16 protein-coding genes are annotated in these 20,884 nt (G+C 71.4%); 8 read left to right on the top strand and 8 right to left on the bottom strand.

Features of this window, described 5'->3' with window-relative positions; all coding sequences use genetic code 11:
• Positions 1-897 (top strand): L-serine ammonia-lyase (locus tag BLU79_RS45355; protein ID WP_093911919.1); only part of this gene is annotated, 897 nt, incomplete at its 5' end.
• A gap of 50 nt (positions 898-947) precedes the next feature.
• On the top strand, positions 948-1,745 hold the full coding sequence (locus BLU79_RS45350) for a S1 family peptidase (RefSeq protein WP_093911918.1): 798 nt from the start codon (positions 948-950) through the stop codon (positions 1,743-1,745).
• On the opposite strand, the gene BLU79_RS45345 is transcribed toward BLU79_RS45350, so the two are convergent.
• Positions 1,739-2,518: a septum formation family protein gene (locus tag BLU79_RS45345; RefSeq protein WP_093911917.1), complete on the bottom strand. Its 780-nt coding sequence runs from the start codon at positions 2,516-2,518 to the stop codon at positions 1,739-1,741. The two genes, BLU79_RS45350 and BLU79_RS45345, sit on opposite strands and share 7 nt — an antisense overlap.
• 258 nt (positions 2,519-2,776) lie before the next feature.
• Between BLU79_RS45345 and BLU79_RS45340 the strand changes: the two genes are divergently transcribed.
• The 4 genes from BLU79_RS45340 to BLU79_RS45325 all read left to right on the top strand — a co-directional run bounded on the left by BLU79_RS45340 (position 2,777) and on the right by BLU79_RS45325 (position 11,449).
• The gene (locus BLU79_RS45340) at positions 2,777-5,374 is read left to right on the top strand and encodes a dynamin family protein (protein WP_143052597.1); all 2,598 of its coding nucleotides are present in this window, start codon (positions 2,777-2,779) and stop codon (positions 5,372-5,374) included.
• Positions 5,371-8,802, top strand: coding sequence for an acetate and sugar kinases/Hsc70/actin family protein (locus BLU79_RS45335; RefSeq protein WP_093911915.1), 3,432 nt, complete (start codon positions 5,371-5,373; stop codon positions 8,800-8,802). The genes BLU79_RS45340 and BLU79_RS45335 overlap by 4 nt, the downstream gene beginning before the upstream one ends.
• Positions 8,803-9,806: 1,004 nt before the next feature.
• Complete coding sequence (locus BLU79_RS45330; RefSeq protein WP_143052596.1) at positions 9,807-10,499, top strand: hypothetical protein; 693 nt, start codon at positions 9,807-9,809, stop codon at positions 10,497-10,499.
• The gene (locus BLU79_RS45325) at positions 10,496-11,449 is read left to right on the top strand and encodes a protein kinase family protein (protein WP_093911913.1); all 954 of its coding nucleotides are present in this window, start codon (positions 10,496-10,498) and stop codon (positions 11,447-11,449) included. Before BLU79_RS45330 ends, BLU79_RS45325 begins: the two co-directional genes overlap by 4 nt.
• Here the strand turns inward: BLU79_RS45325 and BLU79_RS45320 are convergent.
• From BLU79_RS45320 to BLU79_RS45300, 6 genes are all read right to left on the bottom strand, one after another.
• Complete coding sequence (locus BLU79_RS45320; RefSeq protein WP_143052595.1) at positions 11,444-12,313, bottom strand: hypothetical protein; 870 nt, start codon at positions 12,311-12,313, stop codon at positions 11,444-11,446. The genes BLU79_RS45325 and BLU79_RS45320 overlap by 6 nt on opposite strands.
• Positions 12,310-13,149 carry a vWA domain-containing protein gene (locus BLU79_RS45315; protein ID WP_093911911.1) on the bottom strand — a complete coding sequence of 280 codons (840 nt, stop codon included), beginning with the start codon at positions 13,147-13,149 and terminating at the stop codon, positions 12,310-12,312. The genes BLU79_RS45320 and BLU79_RS45315 overlap by 4 nt, the downstream gene beginning before the upstream one ends.
• A gap of 49 nt (positions 13,150-13,198) precedes the next feature.
• Positions 13,199-14,203 carry a M48 family metallopeptidase gene (locus BLU79_RS45310; RefSeq protein ID WP_177001451.1) on the bottom strand — a complete coding sequence of 335 codons (1,005 nt, stop codon included), beginning with the start codon at positions 14,201-14,203 and terminating at the stop codon, positions 13,199-13,201.
• Entirely contained in the window at positions 14,200-14,691 is a 492-nt protein-coding gene (locus BLU79_RS48535; protein ID WP_177001450.1) for a hypothetical protein, read from the bottom strand. The genes BLU79_RS45310 and BLU79_RS48535 overlap by 4 nt, the downstream gene beginning before the upstream one ends.
• A gap of 107 nt (positions 14,692-14,798) precedes the next feature.
• A complete protein-coding gene (locus BLU79_RS45305; RefSeq protein ID WP_093911909.1) occupies positions 14,799-15,677 on the bottom strand; it encodes a hypothetical protein in 879 nt (292 codons plus the stop codon).
• A gap of 47 nt (positions 15,678-15,724) precedes the next feature.
• Positions 15,725-16,999 carry a TRAFAC clade GTPase domain-containing protein gene (locus BLU79_RS45300; RefSeq protein WP_177001449.1) on the bottom strand — a complete coding sequence of 425 codons (1,275 nt, stop codon included), beginning with the start codon at positions 16,997-16,999 and terminating at the stop codon, positions 15,725-15,727.
• Positions 17,000-17,101: 102 nt separating this feature from the next.
• On the opposite strand from BLU79_RS45300, the gene BLU79_RS45295 reads away from it, so the two are divergent.
• Together BLU79_RS45295 and BLU79_RS45290 are read left to right on the top strand one after the other, a co-directional pair.
• Positions 17,102-19,204 (top strand): CHAT domain-containing WD40 repeat protein, encoded by a 2,103-nt coding sequence (locus BLU79_RS45295; RefSeq protein WP_177001448.1) that lies wholly within the window; start codon positions 17,102-17,104, stop codon positions 19,202-19,204.
• The gene (locus BLU79_RS45290) at positions 19,197-19,667 is read left to right on the top strand and encodes a hypothetical protein (RefSeq protein ID WP_093911906.1); all 471 of its coding nucleotides are present in this window, start codon (positions 19,197-19,199) and stop codon (positions 19,665-19,667) included. The genes BLU79_RS45295 and BLU79_RS45290 overlap by 8 nt, the downstream gene beginning before the upstream one ends.
• A 3-nt stretch (positions 19,668-19,670) precedes the next feature.
• On the opposite strand, the gene BLU79_RS45285 is transcribed toward BLU79_RS45290, so the two are convergent.
• Positions 19,671-20,753 (bottom strand): serine hydrolase domain-containing protein, encoded by a 1,083-nt coding sequence (locus BLU79_RS45285; protein WP_093911924.1) that lies wholly within the window; start codon positions 20,751-20,753, stop codon positions 19,671-19,673.
• Positions 20,754-20,884: the final 131 nt, after the last annotated feature.

Below are 20,884 nucleotides of genomic sequence, written 5' to 3'. Positions count from 1 at the left end.
GCGGTCGGCGCGGACCGCATCAAGCTCGACGACACCGTGCTGAAGTACCCCTTCCGCACCGGAGACGAGCTCCTGCGCCTGACCAAGGAGACCGGCCTGTCCATCTCCTCGCTGATGCTGGAGAACGAGCGGGCCTGGCGCACCGAGGAGGAGATCCGCACCGGCCTGCTGGAGATATGGCGGGTCATGCGGGAATGCGTGGCACGAGGGATGGCGCGGGAGGGCATCCTGCCCGGCGGCCTCAAGGTCCGCCGCCGCGCCGCGGTCTCCGCCCGCCAACTCCGCGCCGAGGGCGACCCGCTGGCGCACGCGATGGAGTGGATCACCCTCTACGCGATGGCCGTGAACGAGGAGAACGCCGCCGGCGGACGCGTCGTCACCGCCCCCACCAACGGCGCGGCGGGCATCATCCCCGCCGTCCTGCACTACTACATCAACTTCGTGCCCGGCGCCGACGAGGACGGCGTGGTCCGCTTCCTGCTCGCCGCCGGCGCCATCGGCATGCTCTTCAAGGAGAACGCCTCCATCTCCGGCGCCGAGGTCGGCTGCCAGGGCGAGGTCGGCTCCGCCTGCTCCATGGCCGCCGGCGCCCTCGCCGAAGTCCTCGGCGGCTCCCCGGAGCAGGTCGAGAACGCCGCCGAGATCGGCATGGAACACAACCTCGGCCTCACCTGCGACCCCGTCGGCGGCCTGGTCCAGATCCCCTGCATCGAGCGCAACGGCATGGCCGCGGTGAAGGCGGTCACGGCGGCGAAGATGGCGATGCGCGGGGACGGTTCGCACAAGGTGTCCCTGGACAAGGTCATCAAGACCATGAAGGACACCGGCGCCGACATGTCCGTGAAGTACAAGGAGACGGCGCGGGGCGGGCTGGCGGTCAACATCATCGAGTGCTGAGCGGCTCGCCGTCCGAGCTCGACGGACGCAGGTCGCCCGGGGGGGGGATCATGCGACTGTTCGCGGTGCGGCAAGCGGCGGCCGACCTCAGGGCCGGTGCCGGGCCTCTCGTCCTGGTCTCCGCCGGGGTGTTCGCGGGACTGGCCCCTCTGCTGGGGCTCGACGCCTGGGTGCCACCGGCCGCCGCGGCGGTGGCCCTGCTGTCCGGCGTCAACGTGATCCGTTCCGACGTGCTCGCACCCGCGCGTGCCCGGGCCGTCGCACGCGCCGTCCGCCCCCTGCACACCGGTGCCGAGGGGAGCGCCTTCCGCCCGGCCGCGAACGCCCTGCAGATCGCCGCGGGGTTATGGATCGCCCCCGCCCATGTGCTGCGTGACGGGGGCGAGTACCAGGTCGTTCTGCCGGATGGCGCCACCGTCGGGCTCCGCCCGCTGCACCGGGAAGGCGGCCACGACATCGCGGTGTTCGGTTCGAACACCGACTGGCCGTGGACGGCGAGGCCGCAATGGTCCCCGCCCGAGCCCGGTGAGCGGATCACCGTGGTGGGGTGGCTGGTGGGCAGTGCCGTGGCGACGACCCAGGCGGCGACGGAACTCACCGCCCAGGAGAGCCAGGCACCCGGCATGGTCACCATGATCGGCCCGGCACCGCCGTCGGGCTCGTCGGGCTCGGCCCTCATCGCCGCCCGCACCGGACGGGTGATCGGCGTCCTCACCGCTGTGGGCGCGCTGGACATACGGCAGCGGCCTCCTGGCGCCGGAGACACGGGCATCGTCCTCGGCGTCCTATTGGCGGCGGTTCCGGTCCGGTTCCGTCAGTGGTCCGCCAGTAGGCGGAGTGGTCAGTAGTAGGAGTAGCCGAGCCAGTCCTCCTCCAGCGGGTCCTCGTAGAGGGACTCCAGGAAGCACACAACCGTACGGTCGCCCGCTTCCCAGCCTTCGGAGTCGGGTACGACCTTGTCCCACATGAGGTCCTCCTCCTCCGCGACCGTCCAGTTCTCCGCGACGTCCGAATAGGCCTCGTAGCACAGCGACTCGGCTTCCTCATCGACCACGTCGTCGCCCGGGTACTCGTAACCGTCCTCAAGTTCCATGACGGCCAGGGTCTGCATATCGTGCCGGCCGTCACAGGGAACGATCAGCACGTAGGAGCTGCTGTCCGTCTCGTCGACGCAGTCTCCGACGGAGAGGTCGTCGACGTATGTCTCCCCGGTCTCGGTCTCGGTCTCGGTCTCGGAAGGCTCGATGTCCGTGGGCGTCTCGACCGGTTCGGTGGTGTACGTGTCGTCGTCCGTGGGCTCGTCCTCGCTCGGACCGGTGTCGTCCGGAGGGGTCGGCTCGTCGATCGTCGTCTCGATGTCACTCCCGCCACTGCTGCCGGCGGACCCGTTGTCGCCGCCCTGGGTGAACAGCACGGCGCCCGTGGAGATGCCCACCACGGCGACCAGCAGCGCCGCGGCTCGTAGCCACGCATGTCTGCGGCGGGGCGGCTGGACGGGCTCCGAGAAGTCGTGGGCGGAGTCGGTGGATGGTGTGTACGGCAGCTGTTCGCCGGGCCAGGGCCGGTAGGGCGGCTCCGGGTCCGGCGGTTCCCCCTGACCGGGGACGTCGGGCGATCCCATGCAGCCATCGTGCACAGCGGGTGGGTCCCGTCCACCTCCAATGCCCAATAAATCATGACTAATTATTTAGTACTCCACTATCAAGATTCTTTTTCTATTTGCCTTTCTTCGGGTATTCCGCACCCCTACGGTGGTGCCGCATCCGCTCGGGGGCGGAACGTACACCGGCCGTGTCGACGGCCGGTGCGGGCCGGGAGGTGAGCCGTGTCTTTGGGGGAATTGGCGCGCTGCGCAGCGGACGCGTCGGATTTGACGGCGTTGCTGACACAGCATCAGCCCGGCGGACCGGAATCCGAACCCGCCGTCCGCGAAGCGCACCACCGCGCGCTCGAAGCGCTGCGCAGGGCCGAGGAGAGCGCCCGGGCACCGTTCAGCATCGGCCTGGTCGGTGAAATGAGTGCCGGCAAGTCCATGCTCCTCGGGCTGCTGTTGGGGCTGCCCGAACTCCTCCCGGTGGGCGAGGAGGCGGTGACCGGGAACGTCACCCTGATCCACGCCAAAGCGGCCTCCGCCGAGACGGGCGAGTCGCACGAGTCCGCCGTCCGCGTCGAGTACTTCAGCCAGGCGCAGACGCTCGACTACCTGCGCCACCTCAGGAACGAGCTGGCGAACCAGGCCCAGAGCGCCCTGTCCGCTCAAGTCCTGGAGCAGTTACGGCAGTTGCCGATCCGGGAGCCCGACTGCGGTGAGCTGCTGCGCTTCCGGGACACCTATCTGACCGGTGCTCTGGCCCAGTCGCTCGCGGGAGTGCTCCAGGAACTCGACTCCCTGGACCAGGCGTTGCGGCGGATGCACGAATCCGGTCTCCCGCTGCTGGGGCAGCGCGCGGAACTCGACGACGAACTCGCGCGCGCCGCGGTCGTCCTGCCGGGAGCGGACACCGAGCGCGGCGCCGATCCCCGCGGCCACTTCCGGTCCGGCGCGCCCGCACGCTCCGGCCTCGGAGCATCGCTCTCCACGGGCCTTCTGCGCGCCACGCTCCCCCTGATCCGCAGGGTCGTCCGCGAGGTGCGGGTGGCCCCGTCCGTCTGGGACCTCGGTGAGTTTCCCGGAGCGGAGCTGCGCCTCCTCGACTTTCCGGGGCTCGACAGCGCCTTCAGCGCCGTCCGGGACCAGTACGTGTGCGGTGCGGAACTGCACTCGGTCCACAGCCTGCTGATGCTGCTGAACGCCGGAGGCGGTGCCAAGGACACACCGCAACGCATCTTCCGGATGTGGCGCGCGGCGCAGCGAGCGGACTCCATGGAGGACTCCATCATCGCGCTGATCAGCCGGTTCCACGACCTGCGCGTGGCCGAACCGGTACTCAAGTCCTACGCAGCCGACACCCAACCGCTCACCAGGGAGCAGCTCCTGCGCGGCATCCCGGTCCTGAAGGACCTGCTCGCGAGCGCCGAGCGCCTGGTCACCCCGGCCCACCCGACCCCGACTTCCATGGGGCCGGCGGACCGTGTCCTGCTCACCTCGGCCATGCGGGCGCTGAGCGTCAGCGGCCGGCACGAGCAGGTGGGCAGGGAGTTCCGCGACAAGTGCGATCTCGACGTCAAGCTGCCGAAAGCGGACAAGCATGCGGAGACCTGGGGCGAGATCGGGCGGCGGCTCAGCACCGACGCCCTGAGCGGCGGCCTGGACCGGATGCTCACGGACTTCGCGGACGACGGGGGCCTGGCCCGGCTGCGCCGGCGGCTGCGCGACCATGTGACCCGGCACGGTGCCGCACTCCGCCTGGACCAGTTCGCCGAACGCCGCGAGGACGTCGTCGAGGCGCTGCGTGAACTGCAGACGGCCCTGGAGGCGTCGGGCGGCCGAAGTCGGGTGGACCACCGCTCCGACACGGCGGTGAGCCAGCGCCTCACCGTGCTGTCGGCCGTATGGATGGACGTGCGCGACCGCTCCGCCGTCGAACTCCTCGACGCCCACCGGTTGTCCTCACGGCGGACCAGGGGCGCTCCCGGTCCGAGTCTCTTCACGGAGCTGGAACGGGACACCGCCGAGCGGGTCTACACCTGGCCGTCCTGGAACCGCCTGCTCGACACGGTCCATGAGGAGCGGGTGGACGCGCGCCGGCTGCGGGGCGACCACCGGGTGCCCGTGCGGACGGACGAGTTCTTCCCGGAGTTCCGGGACGCGTGCCGCGAGATCGAGGCAGCCGGTTCGGCACGGTTGCTGGCCGCGGTGGAGACCTGGCTGCTCGGGCATCAGCAGCGGGTCGTGGCCGCCGCCCGCGAACTGGCGACGGTGGTCACGCCCGACGCCTACGAGCTGCTGCGCTCCTCGACCGAGGGTGAGCGGCTCGCCGCCCGTCTGCCCCGCGCCGCGTCCCTGCAGTGGCTGCGCGACGAGGCGGAGAAGGCGCTGCGCGACACGGACCCGGCAGAGCCGCAGGTGGACGACGAGCAGGTGCGCCAGCGCTTCCCGCTGCGTACCGGGCACATCCTGCCCTGGCACCCGGACAACCTCGTCGGTTCCGCCGCGGACGCCTCGTCGGGACACCAGACCACCATCGCCCGGCACCGGCGGGAGATGACGGCGATGGTTCTCCATCAGGCCCTGGCCGGGCTCGCCCGTCGACAGCGGCTGGTGGCGGCCCATCTGTGGAGCCAGGCCGACGCCTTCATCGACGACCTGCGCGCGCCGGCGCTGACCGGTGCGCTGGTCACCGCTGTCGCCGGGGGCAAGGAGAGCGAACGCGGACTCGCGGGTCTCGCCGAGCAACTGAGCCTGCGCGCCGAGAACTCTGCCTACTCCTGGAAGCCCGCCGACTGGGATGCGGCGGCCAACCCCTGGGAGCCGGGCGGACCGTTCGGTGGACAGCCCTTCGACCAAGGGCCCTATGACGGGGGAACCACGCCATGACCCTGGAGACCCTGCTTCTGGGTACGGACCGAGCCGGCACCGTCGAGCTGCGTCCCGACGCGCAGGGCCGGTACACGCTGCCCACGGTCCGGCTGGTGCCGACGGATGCGAGCAGCGGCCCCGTGTGGGTGGAGTACTTCACCTGCCGGGCCGAGGGGCTGCCGCCGTCCACGCGGGACTGGGCGGCGCACATGGCCGACGCCTGGCAGGGCGCCGATCCACGCGGCCGCCGTATCGAGGGGATGTACGACATACGGCCGGCCCCGGTCCCGCATCCGGGCTTCGTGGACGCACACGGGAACACGACGCTGCGGCTGGTGGTCGACGTGGAGTACTTCCACATCGATCCGCTGACCGGCCGCGAGGTACGCGGCATCCCCTTCCGCAGCGGCGCCTACTGCGCCGTGGCCTTCCTCTCCCCCGCCGCGCCGCCACCCGACGTGCCGCCGGCCGCGCAGCCGACGCCGACCCTTGCCACGGCCGTCCCCGAGGCTCCGCTCCCCGCCGCCGGGCCGGCCGCCGCAGCCGGGCGGTCGCGAAGCCGCGTCCCCGACCGGGACGACGAGTACCTGGGGCACGCGGCGATCGACTACGGCACCTGCAACTCCACGGTGACCTTGTACGACGGTCAGTACAAGGTGCGCGAGCCGTTCTCCCCGGCCCGGGTGGCGCGGCTGCGCGAGGGAGTCCTGAAGCATGTGCTGGGCGAGCCGTACCCGGACCTCGTCAGGGACGAGTGGGAGTCCGTGCTGGCCCTGGCCCAGGCGGGCATGAGCGACGGCGGGACGGCCGGCCCGCGGTCCCCGGCCGAGCTCGTCGGGGCGGAGGCCGGCACCGGAGGGCTGTTCCGGCTGTGCCTGCTCCTGGAGCAGCGGCTCCCGGACTGCTCCCAACTGCTGCGCGCCGAGCTCGCGACACGCCTGCACCGGTGTTACGACGCCGCGTTCGACGTACCGCCACTGGAACAGATGCGGCTGTTCCCGGTGGAGCTCGGCGACGGTACGGCGGAGGTGTCCAGCCGGCTGGAGGTGCTGTCCGTCGACCCGCTCACCGTGCGCCTCGGGGAGCCCGAGCGGCTGCCCGCCGCTGCGATGACGCCGGCGGGCGGCGTCGCACAGAAGCCCCTGGCCTCCCTGCGCGGGCTCAAGCTTGAGCTCGGCAGGGAACGCGTCCGGGACGACGTTCCCGGGCGTCCGCCGCCCACCTCGGACATGCTCATCCAGTCCGCCCTGGGATACCTGGTCGACCGCGCCGACCGCTACATATCCCGGCAGGATCCCGGCCTCCTCGGCTCGGGCCGGCTCAACGACCTGGTCGTGACCTATCCGACGGTCGCGACCCCGGACGTGCGGCGCGCCCTGAAGTCGCTGGTGTCGGAGGGGCTCGGGGTCAGCCGGGTGTCGATGCACTTCGACGAGGCCGTGGCCGCCGTCATGTTCTTCGTGATGAAGAACTTCGGCGGTGATCCGGGCCTCGGTGTGGAGGCGTTCCGGGCCCGCTCCCGCCGGCTGGGGTCGGGGAGCGCCTGGACACAGAACATTCTCGCCATAGACATCGGCGGCGGGACCCTGGACATAGCCCTGCTGACGCTCACCCTGCGGGACACGACGCCCGTCGAGGTGCTGAGGCACCCCGACGCGGACCGGCTCGGCCGGCACTACACGCTGACGCCGACCGTGCAGGGGTCGAGCGGCCACACCCGGCTCGGCGGCGAGTTGCTGACCCTCTCGGTGTTCCACTGGCTCAAGTCGGAGCTGGCGGACCGGCTGATCGCCGCGCACCCGGAGCGGTTCCGCTCGGACCTCCAGGAGGCCAAGTCCGTCTATCTCGACAAGACCGGTCACTATCTGCCGGGGAGCCTGGCCCGGGACACCCATTCGGCACAGGCCGAACGGCGTGCCCAGGCCCGCAGGCTCGCCGAAGCCGTGGTGCCGACCTGCTGGCGGACGGCGCCCACCAGCGAACTCGCCCGGATGCGCTGGGCCTTCGAGCAGCTGTGGAACCTGGCGGAACAGGCGAAGATCCACCTGGGCGGCTCCGCTTCCGCCTCGGCGAGCGATCCGTCGCCGTACCGCTTCGGCGAACAGGAGCTCTCGGGTCTGCTGGACAGTCTCGGCCGGGGCGGCGACCCGCGCACCGGCGTCGAGTTCGAACTGGACGCCGCCGGGTTCCGGCGCCTCGTCGAGGGGCATCTGGAAGGCGTCGCCGCCCTCGCCGACGGCCTGCTCGGCGAGCGACTGCTCAAGGACGAGCCGCTCGACCGCGTGATCCTGACCGGCAAGTCCAGTGCCATGCCGGTGGTGCGCGAAGTGCTGATACGGCGCCTCGGGAAGGGCCGCGAGCTGGACTGGGATCCGGCGAACATCGAGGTGGAGCGGGAGTACGCCAAGACGGCGACCTCGATCGGTGCCGCCTGGGCCGAGCAGGTGCGGCAGACCTCGTTCACCTCCCAGGGGGCCGTGGACGCCCTGGAGGACGGACGCACCATCGTCCAGATCGACGTCGACAACCTGCACTTCTCGCTCCCGTGCCGCTTCGAGCTGTCCCTGCTGGAAGGGGTCGGGGACCGCACCCTGTTCGGGGCCAACACGATGCTGCACCACCGTGTCCACAGCGTGGGTGAGCCTCCGGTGCTGGCGGTGCGCAGCGCGAAGGCCCAGCCCATCCAGGACGTCATCCGGGTCGTCCGGGTGCGCCAGGGCGCGGACGACATCACCTGGGGGCAGTTCAAGTGCCCCGAACCCGACCGGTCGAGGGCCGGTGACCCGGCCGGTGGGTTCCCGGTGCGGATCTGGCCGGACAAGATCATGGCGCGGTACGAGATCACCGTCGACCTGGATGTGTACGCGTACTTCTCCCAGGGTGCCCCGCACTACACGGTCGACCCCCGGGTGCCGTCGATCGACGTGTGGAAGAGGCTGGCCAAGGCCGGGCTGTTGAAACGCGGGGACCGGTCGGAGACGGTGCCGATGACGATCAGCGTGAACTACACGATCGCCGGTTCCGCCCAGGCGGGCCGAGGGCAGCCGGTCTTCGCCGCCGACAGCGCGTTCACGGAGGTGTTCCACGACTCCGACGCGCCGGCCGCGCCCGCCCGGCGGGGGCTGCTGGGAGTGGGGCCGCTGCCCGAGTCCCCGGCCTCCGGGGAGTGGGAGTTCGGGGTCACGATCCAGGAGAGGGACACCGTACGCACGATGACCCTCGGGCGGCTGCCCCGGCCCGAGACCGAGGCCAAGTCCCGCGCGCTGTTCGTCGCCTCGCTGGACGAACACGGAGCCCTCCGGGTGCACCTGGGCGGCGTGCCGTTCTGGAAGGCGCGGGACCAGGAGCACGTGGAGAACGAACCCGGGCGGGTGCTGCGGTATCTGATGACCGTCCCGGACAAGGGCCGGGCCGATCAGGACGATCCCTTCGGAGGCCTGCAGTGACAGCGCGACCGCGACCGGAGTCCGAGGAACGGGTCCCGTGGGAGGACCTGCTGTGCACCGAGGGCTCCTTGCTCGCCTCCGTCGCGACCGCAGGACTCGACGGCCTGCGCGGCACCCTGCGCGCCGCACTCGCCGCCGCGCCGACGGACCGGGGTGCGGACGCCTGCACGACACTCCTGGACGCACTGGACCGCCTGCTCGCGGAGACCGGACACACCGCGTCCGTGCATGCGGGGTTCCCGCAGGGTGGGGTGTTGGGGGTCGGGGGTGCTCGGTATGGGACGCCGGGGGGTGGGAGGCCTGGAGTCGGAGCGCCTTGGGGCGCGGGGCCGGGCGTCGGGGAACCGAGGGTCGCGGGGCCGGGGGTCGAAGGGCCGGGGGTCGCGGAACCGAGGGTCGCGGGACCGGGAGTCGCGGGACCGCAGGGCGGAAGGCCGGGGGTCGCGGGACCGGAGGGCGGGGGACCGCACGCTGAGGCCCCGTCATACGGGCTCCCGCAGACGGGAATCCCACATGCCGAGCCCCCTGCCGGCACATCACACGCCGGGACACCGCGATACGGATCCCCACAGGCAGAGAACCCGCCATACGAGTCCCGGCGCGCGGAGGTCCCGCCCTACGGGGCGCCACAGGCAGGCATCCCACAAACCGGCTCCCCTCCAGCCGACTGCCCACCGGCCGGATCACCACAAGCCGAGTCACCACAGACCAGGTCCCCACAGACCGGGACCCCGCACACCGGAGCCCTTCACACCGGGACCCCGCAGACCGGGTCCCAACACGCCGGGTCCCCACAGACCGGCGGCCACCCGAACGACCCGACCGCCCCGCGCGTTCCGCCCCGCCCTGCCGCTCCCCCGCGGACCTCGGCCCCTGCGATCCTGACGCTGGCCGCCGAGCTGGCCGGCTCTCCTGAGGTCGGCGACTTCGCGGCCGGTGCGGTGCCGCCCGCGTCGGACGGGCCGGGCGGCACGGATGGGGTCCGGCGCTGGTACCACCTCACGTTGCTCAGGCTGCCCGACCGGCACGTCGGCGTCTGGCGCGCCCGCGCCGCGGAAGCCGACCCGGCGGCGCAGGGGGCGTGGGAGACCCGGCGCGGATGGGCCGACGAGGTGCTGCTGCCCCCGTCCGGAGACGGGCGGCCCGGGCTGCGTACCGTACGCGACAAGGTGACCGAGCCGTCCGACCTGGCCGGCCTCGTCCTCGCGCTGCACGAGTACGACGAGGCCCTGTGCCTTCTCCTCGACCGTGTATGGACCGGCGGTTCCACACGGTTGACGGACCCTCAGGTGTCGCTGGCCTACCGGACCGAGTTGACCAAGCGCCTGGAGTCGCTGGAGCGCAGCCCACGAGGCAGCACCGAGCGCCTGCGGGCGTCGGTCGCCGTGGACGAGGCGCTCTGCTCGGTCACCCATCTGCCACCGGGCGCACCGGGCAGCTGGTGGAACCGGTTGGCCGAGGAATCGCACGCGGCGGCGCTCGATCTGTGCCGTCAACTGCTCGCGGCGGGCCGGAACGTGGAGGTCGTGTTACCGGCCCGGCCCTACCGCCAGGCCCGCCACCACACCCGGGCCACCGACGACATACGGCTCGGCGTCGGCGGACGCCCGGGCGACACGCTCGCCTGTCTGCGTCTCTGGCTGCGCGTCGACGACCAGGAGTTCCCGGGTCGGGTCGTCCACCGGGGCCAGGAATGACGTCCCCCGCCCCGTGGCCGGCCAAGCCCCAGTACGCGTCGGCGGTGCGCAGGCCCACCGAGGTTTTCAGCGACCCGCGGCTGTCCGGCTGCGAGATCCTGTTCGGGGCCACCGGAATGCCGCTCGCGTCGACCGGGCGCAACGCCATCGTCTTCGCGGCCCGGACCCGACAGGACGAGCGCGTGGCCATCCGGTGCATGTCCCGTGAACCGGCCTCGGGCGGCGAGCGGTACCGCGCGCTGACCGCCCATCGGCACGCCCAGCCCGTCGATCACGGCACCCCCCTGGTCGAGGCCGAGTGGATCGAGCAGGGGATCAGGCTGTCGGGGCGGTGGTGGCCGCTGGTCCTGATGCCCTGGATCGAGGGCAAGTTGCTGGACGAGGCGGTGTCGGACCTGTGCGGCGATCGCACGGCACTGCACCATCTCATCGGCAACTGGCGGGTGGTCATGGGCCAGTTGGCCTCGTCCCGGATCTGTCACGGCGATCTGCAGCACGGCAACATCATCGTCGGCGACGATCTGCGCCTGGTCCTGGTCGACCTGGACGCCGTCTGGGTGCCGTTCGCCGCGCAGCTCACCCCCGGCGAGTTCGGGCACCGCAACTACCAGCACCCGCACCGGGACATCAGTCACTGGGGTCCCGGCGCCGACGCCTTTCCGGCCCTCGTCATCCTGCTGTCGCTGCGGGCCGTCGCCGCGGATCCCTCGTTGTGGGAGGCCCGGCCGGACGGGGAGCATCTGCTGTTCAGCCGCGACGACCTGCTCGCACCCGGGCGCACGAAGATCTGGAAGAGCCTGGCGCGTTCGCCCGACACGGCGGTGCGGGGGCTGGCCGAGCGGCTCGCCGGGTTCTGCGCCGGTCCGCCGCAAGCGGTGCCGCCGCTGGAGGACGTGCTACGTGCGTGCGCGGCGGGCGGCCCTCCGCACCCGACGTACGCCACGTCATGACACCGTGGCCGGGGCACCGGCGACGGCCCGGGCGGTGGCGACCGCACGGCACCGGACGAGGGAGACGTCGTCCTCCTTCATCGCCCGTGAGCTGCGCAACTCCTGCACCCTGACGCCGAATTCGTCCCGCGGCGCGTGTTCGAGGAACGTCCAGACCGTGGTGCCGTGTTCGGCGGCGGCCTCCAGCGCCCACTGGGCGAGCGCGTCGGTCATCAGCAGCAGCACGTCGTCCGGTCCGCAGGCGCCCTCGGTGCACCGCAGCACCGGGGCCAGGGACTCCAGCGCCTCGGCCCGGGTCGGCACGAGATCCGGATGGGTGTCGAACTGGTCGGGCCGGTCCAGCGGGAACAGTTCGGTCGGGCGCCCGTCACGCAGGTGGAACAGACACGAGTCCCCCACGGCGAACGCCCGGTACTCCAGCAGAGGTCCGGCTCCCGCATGGGGCGAGCTCACGTCCCGGGTGTCCACGCCGACGAAGGTCGCCGCCGAGCCGCGCGCCAGGGCCCCGCGGATATAGACGGGGACCTCGGCGGCCTGCGCGGTCTGTTCCGCCCACAGCCCGCGCGATTCCCGCAGCCAGCCGTCGAGCAGCTGCGGCGCGCACCGCTGTGGCCCGCTCTCCTGCGGCGCGCTCCCCTGCAGCCCGCTCCCTTGCGGCGCGTCGAACGCGGTGACGAGGAAGGCGCGGGCCAGCAGCGCCGCCCAGCGCCCCGAGGCGAAGGCTCGGGACGCTCCGTCGCAGACCACGGCCCGGTGCGCGTTCCACGCGTGGGCGTCCTCGCACTCCGCGGCGCTCCCCTTGGGCACGACGAGGGCCTCGCAGCGCAGCACGGCACGCCCCGGAGACGGGCCGATCTCACTCAATGCTCGCCGATCAGAGAGGTGGTGCTGGTCCCGATGCGCAGGAAGTCCATCAGCGCGGTCGCACCGCCGTTGAACACGAACCCCCGCGCTCCGGGCGCGATCCGGCCCTCGTACCCCGATGCCTGGACGAGCGTGCCGGGCAGGGCGCTCGACATCTCGAAGAGAAGTTCCGCCTGAGGCACGCCCGTCGGCGCGAGCACCGGGAAGGACATGGGCGTTCCCTGCGCCTCCGACAGGTGCAGATTGAACAGAAGGGTGCGGCCGTCTCCGGTCTCCAGCCGGGTGACGCGCCGCGCCGGACCGCGCGGGTCCCCGTCCGTGGCCTGGCCGTCCGTGATGTTGAGGACGATCGGCGGGAAGGAGGAGCGGTGCTCCTTCACCCAGCCGCGCAGCACCTTGTACGCCATGCCCAGCGCCTCGCACATCGGAGTCCAGCCGAGGTTGAGGGGCTGGATCCACTCCGGGACCGTGGTCTGCTCGTGCTCCACACTGCCGTCAGCGCGGCGCATCGTCCGGGAGTGCTCGACGGGACGTCCGGTGCCGGCGTAGGCGTGGACGGGGACGAGGGCGCGGCGGCGCGAGGTGCCGGGCAGCAGGGGCCGAACTCCGTTGCCGGAGTAGCCGATCACCCCGACGTCGAAGTAGTGCCGCGGCAGTTCCTGGAAGTCCTTGGTGCACTCCAGTACGACGGCGTAGAGCAGTTCGTTGATCATCGCGGCCAGGGCCGCGGCCTTCGGCGCGGGGCTGCCGGATATCGGGGCGCCCATCGAATAGGACTGGTCGAGAAGGAACAGGAAGCAGCCCGGGCTGCTCCTGCTGATCTCTTGTTCGTACACCGTGGCCTCCCCCTGCGGTGACGGACGTCGGCTGTCGCTCTGTTCCTCGTCACTGCGGCGGGCGCCCGAAGAAGCCGCGGGTGCTGCCACCCGCGGCACCGCCCAGGCGCCCCAGCAGAGTGCCGGCGGTTCCCTCGGCCGAGTCGCGGGACGCCCGTCCGCGCCCGACCCCGCCGATGCCCTCGGCGAGATGGGCCTTCACGGACGCCGACTCACCACGCAGCGGGTAGTCGCCCTCGTGGACGATCCGGCCGTAGGCGCCGTCGCGCACCCAGCGGTCGAGTTCGGCGGCCCGGACCACCAGCAAGGGGTGATCGGAGGAGGGCATCATCCACTTGACGATGCGGTTGCGCAGCCCTGTGGCGTCCTGGAACTCGGCGGCCTGTTCCAGGAAGGCGCTGGGGTTCATCTCCTCGGTCTGCCGGCCGCCCGCGAGCTTCATCAGCGTACGGATGGCGACCTCCAGGTCCTGTCCCACCAGCAGGCCGGCCCGGTCCCCGGACAGCTCGGACTTGCGTCCCCAGTCCTGCAGACCCAGCTCGATCCCCTTCAGCACCAGGGGTCCGCCGGGCACACCGTGCAGGCCCCCCGCGCCGATCGCGGCCAGGAACCAGGCCACGCTCTCGTAGAGGGCGTGCCCGGAGATCGCATGGCCCAGCTCGTGCCCGACGACGAAGCGGATCTCGTCGTCGTTCATCGAGTCGATCAGATCGGAGCCGAGCACGATGAACGGCTTGTCGAAGCCGATGGTCACGGCGTTGAAGCCGATGCTCCGGTTGACGTAGAGGCTCGGCGGTTCGACGACGTCCAGGATGTGCGCGGCCTCGCCCATCACCTGGTTCAGCCGGCGGAACTGGGTGTCGCCGACCTTCACCGCGCACGCGAGGTGGTGCATCCGCATCGCGGCCTCGCCCGGGGCGCCCATCACCTTCCTGAGCACGAGGTCGAAGCCCTTGGCCTTGCGCACCGTGGACAACGCCGCCTGGGCGAAGGGGTGTTCGTAGGCTTCGGAGGAGATTCCCGGGAAGCGCACCCGGCGCGGGGATGTGGTCACGGTTCCTGGCTTCCTGACAGCGGCAGCAGTACGCAGAGCCCGCCGCTGTGCGGTTGATCGCATTCGGGACAGGGCACCGGCAGTTGCGCGACCGCCATGGTGGTGCCCGCTGCCGTACGCCAGACAGGCGTCAGCATGAGGTTCCATTCACCGACCGGCACCGACCGGTCGTCGGACGACGGAGCCGGGACGGCGTCCAGGTTCAGCAGGGCGAGCCGCGGGGTCCGGTCCAGGCCCGGTCCACGTCCCAGAAGCCCGCCACTCGTGGCCCGCAGCACACCGCGCCACAGGCGTCCGGTGAGCCGGTGCCTCGCCGGTTCGACCCACAGGCTTCCGGCCGCCCGGCCGTGCCGGGTGAGCAGCGCCTCGCGGGTGCCGTCGGCGTCCGGGGCGCTCCAGGTCACGTGCAGGTCGAGGTGGCGGAAGGCGTCGGGAGGCCGGGCGTCTGCGTCGGCGTCCGTTGCCGTGGAGCAGACGGGCGAGAACATGACCAGTGAGGACGCGGACGTCGGCCGCGGAACGTCGGTTCGCCGCCCGGCGGACGTCGGCCCGGGGACATCCGTGCGCCGTCCCGCGGACGGTGTCGACCGCTGGTTCACCTGTCGCGGAGCGTGGGTCCGCGCTCGCGCCGGCGCCGGCCGCACCGGAGCAGGACGACCACCGCCCCCACCCCCAGGGCTGCCCACACCAGCCGACTGTCCACCCGGGCGGCCGGTGACCGCCCTGAGGCTTTTCCCCGGATGGCCACCGGCGTACTGCCGAACCTCTCCTCGGAAGCGTCGGCGAGCACCACGAGGTGTTCGTCAGGGGCGGGTTTCGGCAACGCCTCCGGATCGTCCAGGCTGTTGAGGACCAGCGCACGTCCGGTGACCGTCCCGGCCAGCAGGGCATCCGTGTGGGCGACGAACGCGTCCCGCGCCTCCGCCGCGCCGAGCCCCGCCACCCACGAGCCGGTGGGCGCGGACGGTGACGGCGTGCGCGAGCGGGCGGGACGCGGCGGGCTCTCGGCGGTGTCCGCATGGCGGCCGACGGCGGTGTCGACGAGGTCTTCGACCTCCGTCCCCGGACCGGCCGTTCCGGCGAACAGTGCGGCCACCGCGGACTGGTCGAAGGCCTGATCGAGCGCGCCCAGGACGCCCTTCTCGGCGGGCGCGGCGGTCTCACCGCTCCGGCCCTGACCCTGGACGTGCTCCGCGACGAGCCTGGTCACCCAGTCCGTCTCCCGCCCCGGGCCGCAGTCGCCGTCCAGGGCAAGGGAGAGCCGGATCGGGGTACCGGTGACGTCCTCGCGCGAGGTGGCCATACCGCCGAGGTACGCGCGCCAGGACACCCCGTCGGCCTCCACGAACAGCAGCGGATAGTCGAAGTCGGCGTACTCGCCGTACCCCTCCCACCAGCGGTCTTCCGGAAGCCGGGGGAAGTAGGTGTAGTCGTCCTGCCGCCGCCACCCCCGTGTCAGTACATGTGCGCGCACCGTCGTTTCCTCTCACGCCCGGCGGATGATGATCGGTGGGGGCGGGTTCACAGCTCGCGAATCCGGGGGCCCATGGGGCGCAACGCCAGGTCGGCGAGCAGCTGTTCGAAGTGTTCCTCCTGGCGGGCGGCGCGCCCGGCCTGAGCGGCGGCGAACTGCGCTCTCCCCCGGATCTCCGACCGCTCGCCGCTGATCACGCTGCGCCACCGCTGGCGCAGCGTGAGCGGGCGGCGCCGCTCCTCCTCGATCTCCGCGTGGAGCCGCTCCCACTGCCGGGTCTTCTCCTGCTGTCCGGCGTGCCGGGCCGCGGCGAGGTGCTGACAGACGGCGATCAGGATGTCCTCGGCGCCCTTCACCGAGATCTCGCCCGGGGGACGCACCGCGAACTCGGCGCTGAGCTGGAACCCCTCTCCGTCCGGCACCCAGGACTCCGCGCCCGTCAACTCGACACAACCGAGGGTGTCGAGCGGGCAGTAGAGGATCTGGGCGTGCGGCGCGTTCGCCCTGACGACGTCCAGGGCACGGCCGTAGATCTTCTCCACCTTCTTGAACAGGTGCCCGGATTCGTCCCTCGAACCGCCGTTGTCGTTGAAATAGCTCTCGCACTTCATGGGCACCAGCAGAAGAAGAGCGCGGTTTTCCGGTTCCGCTCCGCGCACCGTCGCCCAAGATTCGGCCACTTGTTCCACCTGGGCGATTTTCAGCAGTTCCGGAACCATCCGTTCATGTTCCGGCTCGGTAGCCGACATCACGACGGTGGAATCCACCGGAACCAGCAGAACCGTGCTTCGTCCGATGAACTCCCGGCACTCCTGCCACTTTTCCTCGGGGCGCGGTGCGTTCTGCTCCGGACTCAGCCATCCACCGGGAAAGTCCAGCACGTTCAGATACACCGCGATGCCGGCAATCCCGGTTTCCAGAGCCAGTTTGTAGTACGTCATCCGCTCGGTGCTGCGCAGCGCCTGCCTGCGGAACGACCCGGCCCGGACCGCCCCGCGCAGCTCGTTGAGCCTGCGGTCGACGGCACCGGCCGTGTGCTGGTCATGGACGCGCAGCACCGCCGTCCGGCCGGCCAGGATGCGCGGCGCGTCCTCGATCAACGACACGATCAAGGAGGTCTTTCCGACCCGGCTGGGGCCTACCACACCTATTCCGAACCAGAGTTGTTCCTGTGACTGCTGCTGAAATCCACCCGTTGCCATGATCTCCCCCGACAGCGTCCGGCCGGCGATCCATGATTCGACGGCCCGGAAACGGCAGGAAGTCAGCATGGCACGATGCGCGGCGCGCGAACATGCCCTTTCCGAAATTACGGTCGGCATGCTCGTCAAACCCCTGCTCGTGCCCGACGCCCGGCCGTACCATCAAGCACACATTCGCTCCCGGTGGGGTGGCGACGGCAAATCGGTTCGGGGGAAGCGCACATGGGAGAGGTACGCGAGGCGCTCGATTTCAACATCGCTCTCCACGCCGTGGGAAAAGCGCAGATGGCCCACATGAAGACCACGATCGGCAGCTGCCGCGTGGAAAAGCCGCTCCTCACGGCACAGCCCCGAGCGAACGCGCTGCTGGAGCGGGTCGCCGAGCGCGTCACACTGTCGACAGACCTGCCGGGCCCCGCGACGGCACTGGTCCGGGAGCTCGGCACGCTGATGTTCCACTCCGTCTTCGACGAGACGGCCCGCGCCCTGCTGCTGCGCTGCCGTTCACAGGCCCAGCACGACCGCCGTACCCTGCGGATCAGCCTCAACGCCCACTCCGGCGGTCTCGACCGGCTGCCCTGGGAGTTCCTCTACGACCCCGTGGCCGGCGAACACCTCGCGGTGGACCACGCCCTCGTACGCGAACTCGATCTGCCCACCACCCAGGGCCCGTTGCCCGTCGAAACACCGCTGCGGGTGCTCGGCATGGTCGCCCGGCCCTCCGACCTCGAAAGCCTCTCGGTCGAGCAGGAACGCTCGGAACTGCACCGGTCCCTGCGGGACCTGATGCGCGGCGGCGTCGTCGAGCTCGCGTGGGTGCCGGGCCAGAGCTGGCGCGATCTGCGCGAGGCCCTGCAGCGGGTGCGGCCCCATGTGCTGCACTTCATCGGACACGGCGGACTCGATCCGCTGACCGGCAACGCCACGCTGGCCTTCACCGACCCGGGAACCGGCGAGCGCCACGAGATGTCGGCGCCCGACATCTCCCCGCTGATGAGCGGCGGCACCCTCCGACTGGTCGTCCTCAACGCGTGCGGAACCGACTACGCGCCCGTGACGGATCCCTTCTCCAGCCCCGCCGCCTCGATCCTGCGCAAGGGCGTGCCGGCGGTGGCCGCCATGCAGTTCCCGATCAGCGACCGGGCCGCCCTTGAGTTCAGCCGGGAGTTCTACACCTGTCTGGCGCAGAACGACGCGGTCCACGTGGGCGTCCAGAAGGCCCGGCTGGCCATGCGCACCGAGCTCAAGGGGTCGCTGGAGTGGGGAACGCCGGTGCTGTATCTGGGGTCCGGCATCGAGCGGATCTTCGATGTGCACACACCCTTGGCCACCGTGTCCACGAAGCCGACGGTGCAGCCTCGTCGGAGCCCTGGCGACTGCCCCGGAGTGTGCCTGGAGCGGCCGAGCGTGCCCCGGCTGTGTCTCGTCCAGGAGCTGGAGTACCGCTCCGCGGTGCACTCGATCAGCTTCAGTCCCGGCGGTGAGTTCTGCGCCGTCGGGCCGGAGGGCGACAGCGTCCAGATCGTCGACGTCGAGAAGGGCCGAACGGTACACACCCTGCACCTCGGCCTGCTCAACCACGGCCCCCGCACCGTCCGTTTCAGCCCCGACGGCACGCTCTTCGCCGCGGCCACCAAACACCGCATGCTCATCTGGCAGACCGCGACCGGGAGGAAGGTCGCTGCCGTCGGCTTCGGACGTGAGCTCGTGACCGGCCCGCGCCGACTGTGCTTCAGCTCCGACAGTGCCCGCATCGCCACGGCCGGTTGGACGGGAGCCGCCATCTGGCGGGCCGCGGACGGACGGATCCTGCACCGGCTGCCGGTCCACCACACCGTGACCGACCTCGCCTTCAGCCCGGACGACACACACCTGGTGACGGCCGACACGGAGGGCCGGCTGCTGCTGTGGGACACCCACGGCCGGTACACCCCCGACCGCACCTTCACCCACGCCGAGGTGCCCAGGGCCGTGACGTTCAGCCGCCCCGACGGACGGCACCTGGTCACCGCGGGAACCGACCAGGTCGCCTGTCTGTGGGAGCTGCCGCACGGCACTCCGGTCCGCCGCATCCCGCACCGCAGCGCGCTGAACACGGTCGCCGTCAGTCCGGACGGCCGGTTGCTGGCCACCGGAGGCGACGACGACAAGGTCTGCCTGTGGTCGCTGCGGAGCAAGAGGGTCAACGGGCGGCCCCGAGTCGGGCACCACCGCGACGCCGTCACCGAGGTCGCCTTCAGTGACGACGGACGGCTGCTGGCCGCGGCGGCGGCCGACGGACACGTGAAGATCTGGCGCCTTGAAGAGGAGCAGCAGGATGACTGAACCGAGCACCGACACGTCGGCCACCGCCCATGTCTACTTCGCCCCCGGGACAGCCGCGGAGCAGCAGGCGGCGCTGTACGAAGGACTGGCCGGACTGGGCGTACGGGCGGAAGGTGCGGTGGTCGGCGGCCACCGCAGCGACGCCCTGACCTGGATGGTGCTCGTCGTGCTGCCACTCAGTGGCTTTCTCCAGGAATGCGGCAAGAACCTCGCCCAGGACGCCTACCGTGCGGTCAAGGGCCTCATCGGCGGAGCACTGCACCGAGGCGAGGAGGCGACCGCGGAGCCGGAGCCCGAGGTCCAGGAACCGGTGCTGATGCTGGAAGACACCGAATCGGCCGTACGGTTCGCCTTCACACCGGACCTGCCGGACACCGCCTACCGACAGCTCTTCGACCTCGACCTCTCATCCTCCACGGGCCGAACGCTGCGTTTCGTCGCGGGACGCAACCGCTGGGAGTAGCTATCAGTTCGGGGCCACCGCCCCGGACACGTCGACCAGAAGGCGCTCGACCTGCGCGCCCCATCGCGAGGCGATCACCAGGTCGCGCGCCGGATCCACCCACAGCAGATGGTTGCCGCCGTTGCCGCGGGCGCAGCGGCCCGTGCGCGGGGCGTGCGGCCATACGGCGCCGTCGTCGTTGAGCCACCAGGACAGGCCGTACTCGGGCTTGACCCGGCAGGGCGTCCACAACTCCTCGATCCAGCGCCGGGACACGACCTGACGACCGCCCCACCGACCGCCCCGCAGACACAGCCGGCCCAGCCGGGCCAGATCCAGGGCGCTGATCCACAGGCCGCCGCCCCAGTGCGCGCCTCCGGAGACCACCGGCACCGCGGCGCCGTCGATCTCGACCACCGAGTTGTCGTAGCCGTGCCAGGACCAGCCGTCGGAGGCGCCGATCGGTGTCATGACGCGCTCGCGCAGCACGTCCGGCAGAGGGCGGCCGAACAGCACCGTGAGCGCCAGCGCCGTCAGGTTCACCCGCACGTCGTTGTAGGCCCAGCCGGCACCGGGCGGTCCCCCGGCCGACTCCGTGCCCTCACGGGTGCTCTGGGCGTCCACCCAGGTCGGCTTGGACCACAACTCGCCCTCCCACTGGCTGGTCTGGTCCAGCAAGTGGCGCCACGTGATGGCGCGCCGCCACCGGGAGGTGCGGAACTCGGGCAGGTCCACGGACGCCGACACCGGCTCGTCCGGACGCAGCCGACCGTCATCGAACGCGACACCGGCCACCAGCGACAGCACGCTCTTCGTGGCGCTGTACGCCATCTCCGCGCGCGCCGGATCACCCCACGAGGCGAGCACCGCACCGCGCCGCACCACGACGCCGCCGGCCCCCTGCCCGTCGAGGAGCGGGCCGATGACCTCGCGGTGCGAGGCGTCCGACACCTGGTCGGCGAGATACGACGCCATGTCGTCGACACCCGCCACCGGCCGCCCCGCCTGCGCCCGCACGGCCCGCACGAGTGCCGCCTCGTCCACCCCCTCCCAGGGGCCGACGGTCCGATCCCCGCCCTCCATGACCTCCCCGTCGTTCCGCGACATCACGGGTTCCACGCCAAACCTCCACCGGTCATCGGCACCGATCGCCGAGCGTCGACGGCAGTTTCCGTCGAACATGGTGGGGCATACAACAACAACTCCAACTCCTCTCACCCCACTGACACTTGAGGGAG

The organism is Streptomyces sp. cf386, from assembly GCF_900103585.1.
Classification (GTDB): Bacteria; Actinomycetota; Actinomycetes; order Streptomycetales; family Streptomycetaceae; genus Streptomyces.
Note: the sequence above shows the minus strand (reverse complement) of the source record. Positions and strands in the feature narration are given on the sequence as shown.

What these genes read in the sequence shown, in the direction of transcription:
- BLU79_RS45350 (WP_093911918.1), top strand. Translation starts at nt 948, where the DNA reads ATGCGACTGTTCGCGGTGCGGCAAGCGGCGGCCGACCTCAGGGCCGGT.
- BLU79_RS45345 (WP_093911917.1), bottom strand. Translation starts at nt 2,518, where the DNA reads ATGGGATCGCCCGACGTCCCCGGTCAGGGGGAACCGCCGGACCCGGAG.
- BLU79_RS45335 (WP_093911915.1), top strand. Translation starts at nt 5,371, where the DNA reads ATGACCCTGGAGACCCTGCTTCTGGGTACGGACCGAGCCGGCACCGTC.
- BLU79_RS45325 (WP_093911913.1), top strand. Translation starts at nt 10,496, where the DNA reads ATGACGTCCCCCGCCCCGTGGCCGGCCAAGCCCCAGTACGCGTCGGCG.
- BLU79_RS48535 (WP_177001450.1), bottom strand. Translation starts at nt 14,691, where the DNA reads ATGTTCTCGCCCGTCTGCTCCACGGCAACGGACGCCGACGCAGACGCC.
- BLU79_RS45300 (WP_177001449.1), bottom strand. Translation starts at nt 16,999, where the DNA reads ATGCCGACCGTAATTTCGGAAAGGGCATGTTCGCGCGCCGCGCATCGT.
- BLU79_RS45295 (WP_177001448.1), top strand. Translation starts at nt 17,102, where the DNA reads ATGGGAGAGGTACGCGAGGCGCTCGATTTCAACATCGCTCTCCACGCC.
- BLU79_RS45290 (WP_093911906.1), top strand. Translation starts at nt 19,197, where the DNA reads ATGACTGAACCGAGCACCGACACGTCGGCCACCGCCCATGTCTACTTC.
- BLU79_RS45285 (WP_093911924.1), bottom strand. Translation starts at nt 20,753, where the DNA reads ATGTCGCGGAACGACGGGGAGGTCATGGAGGGCGGGGATCGGACCGTC.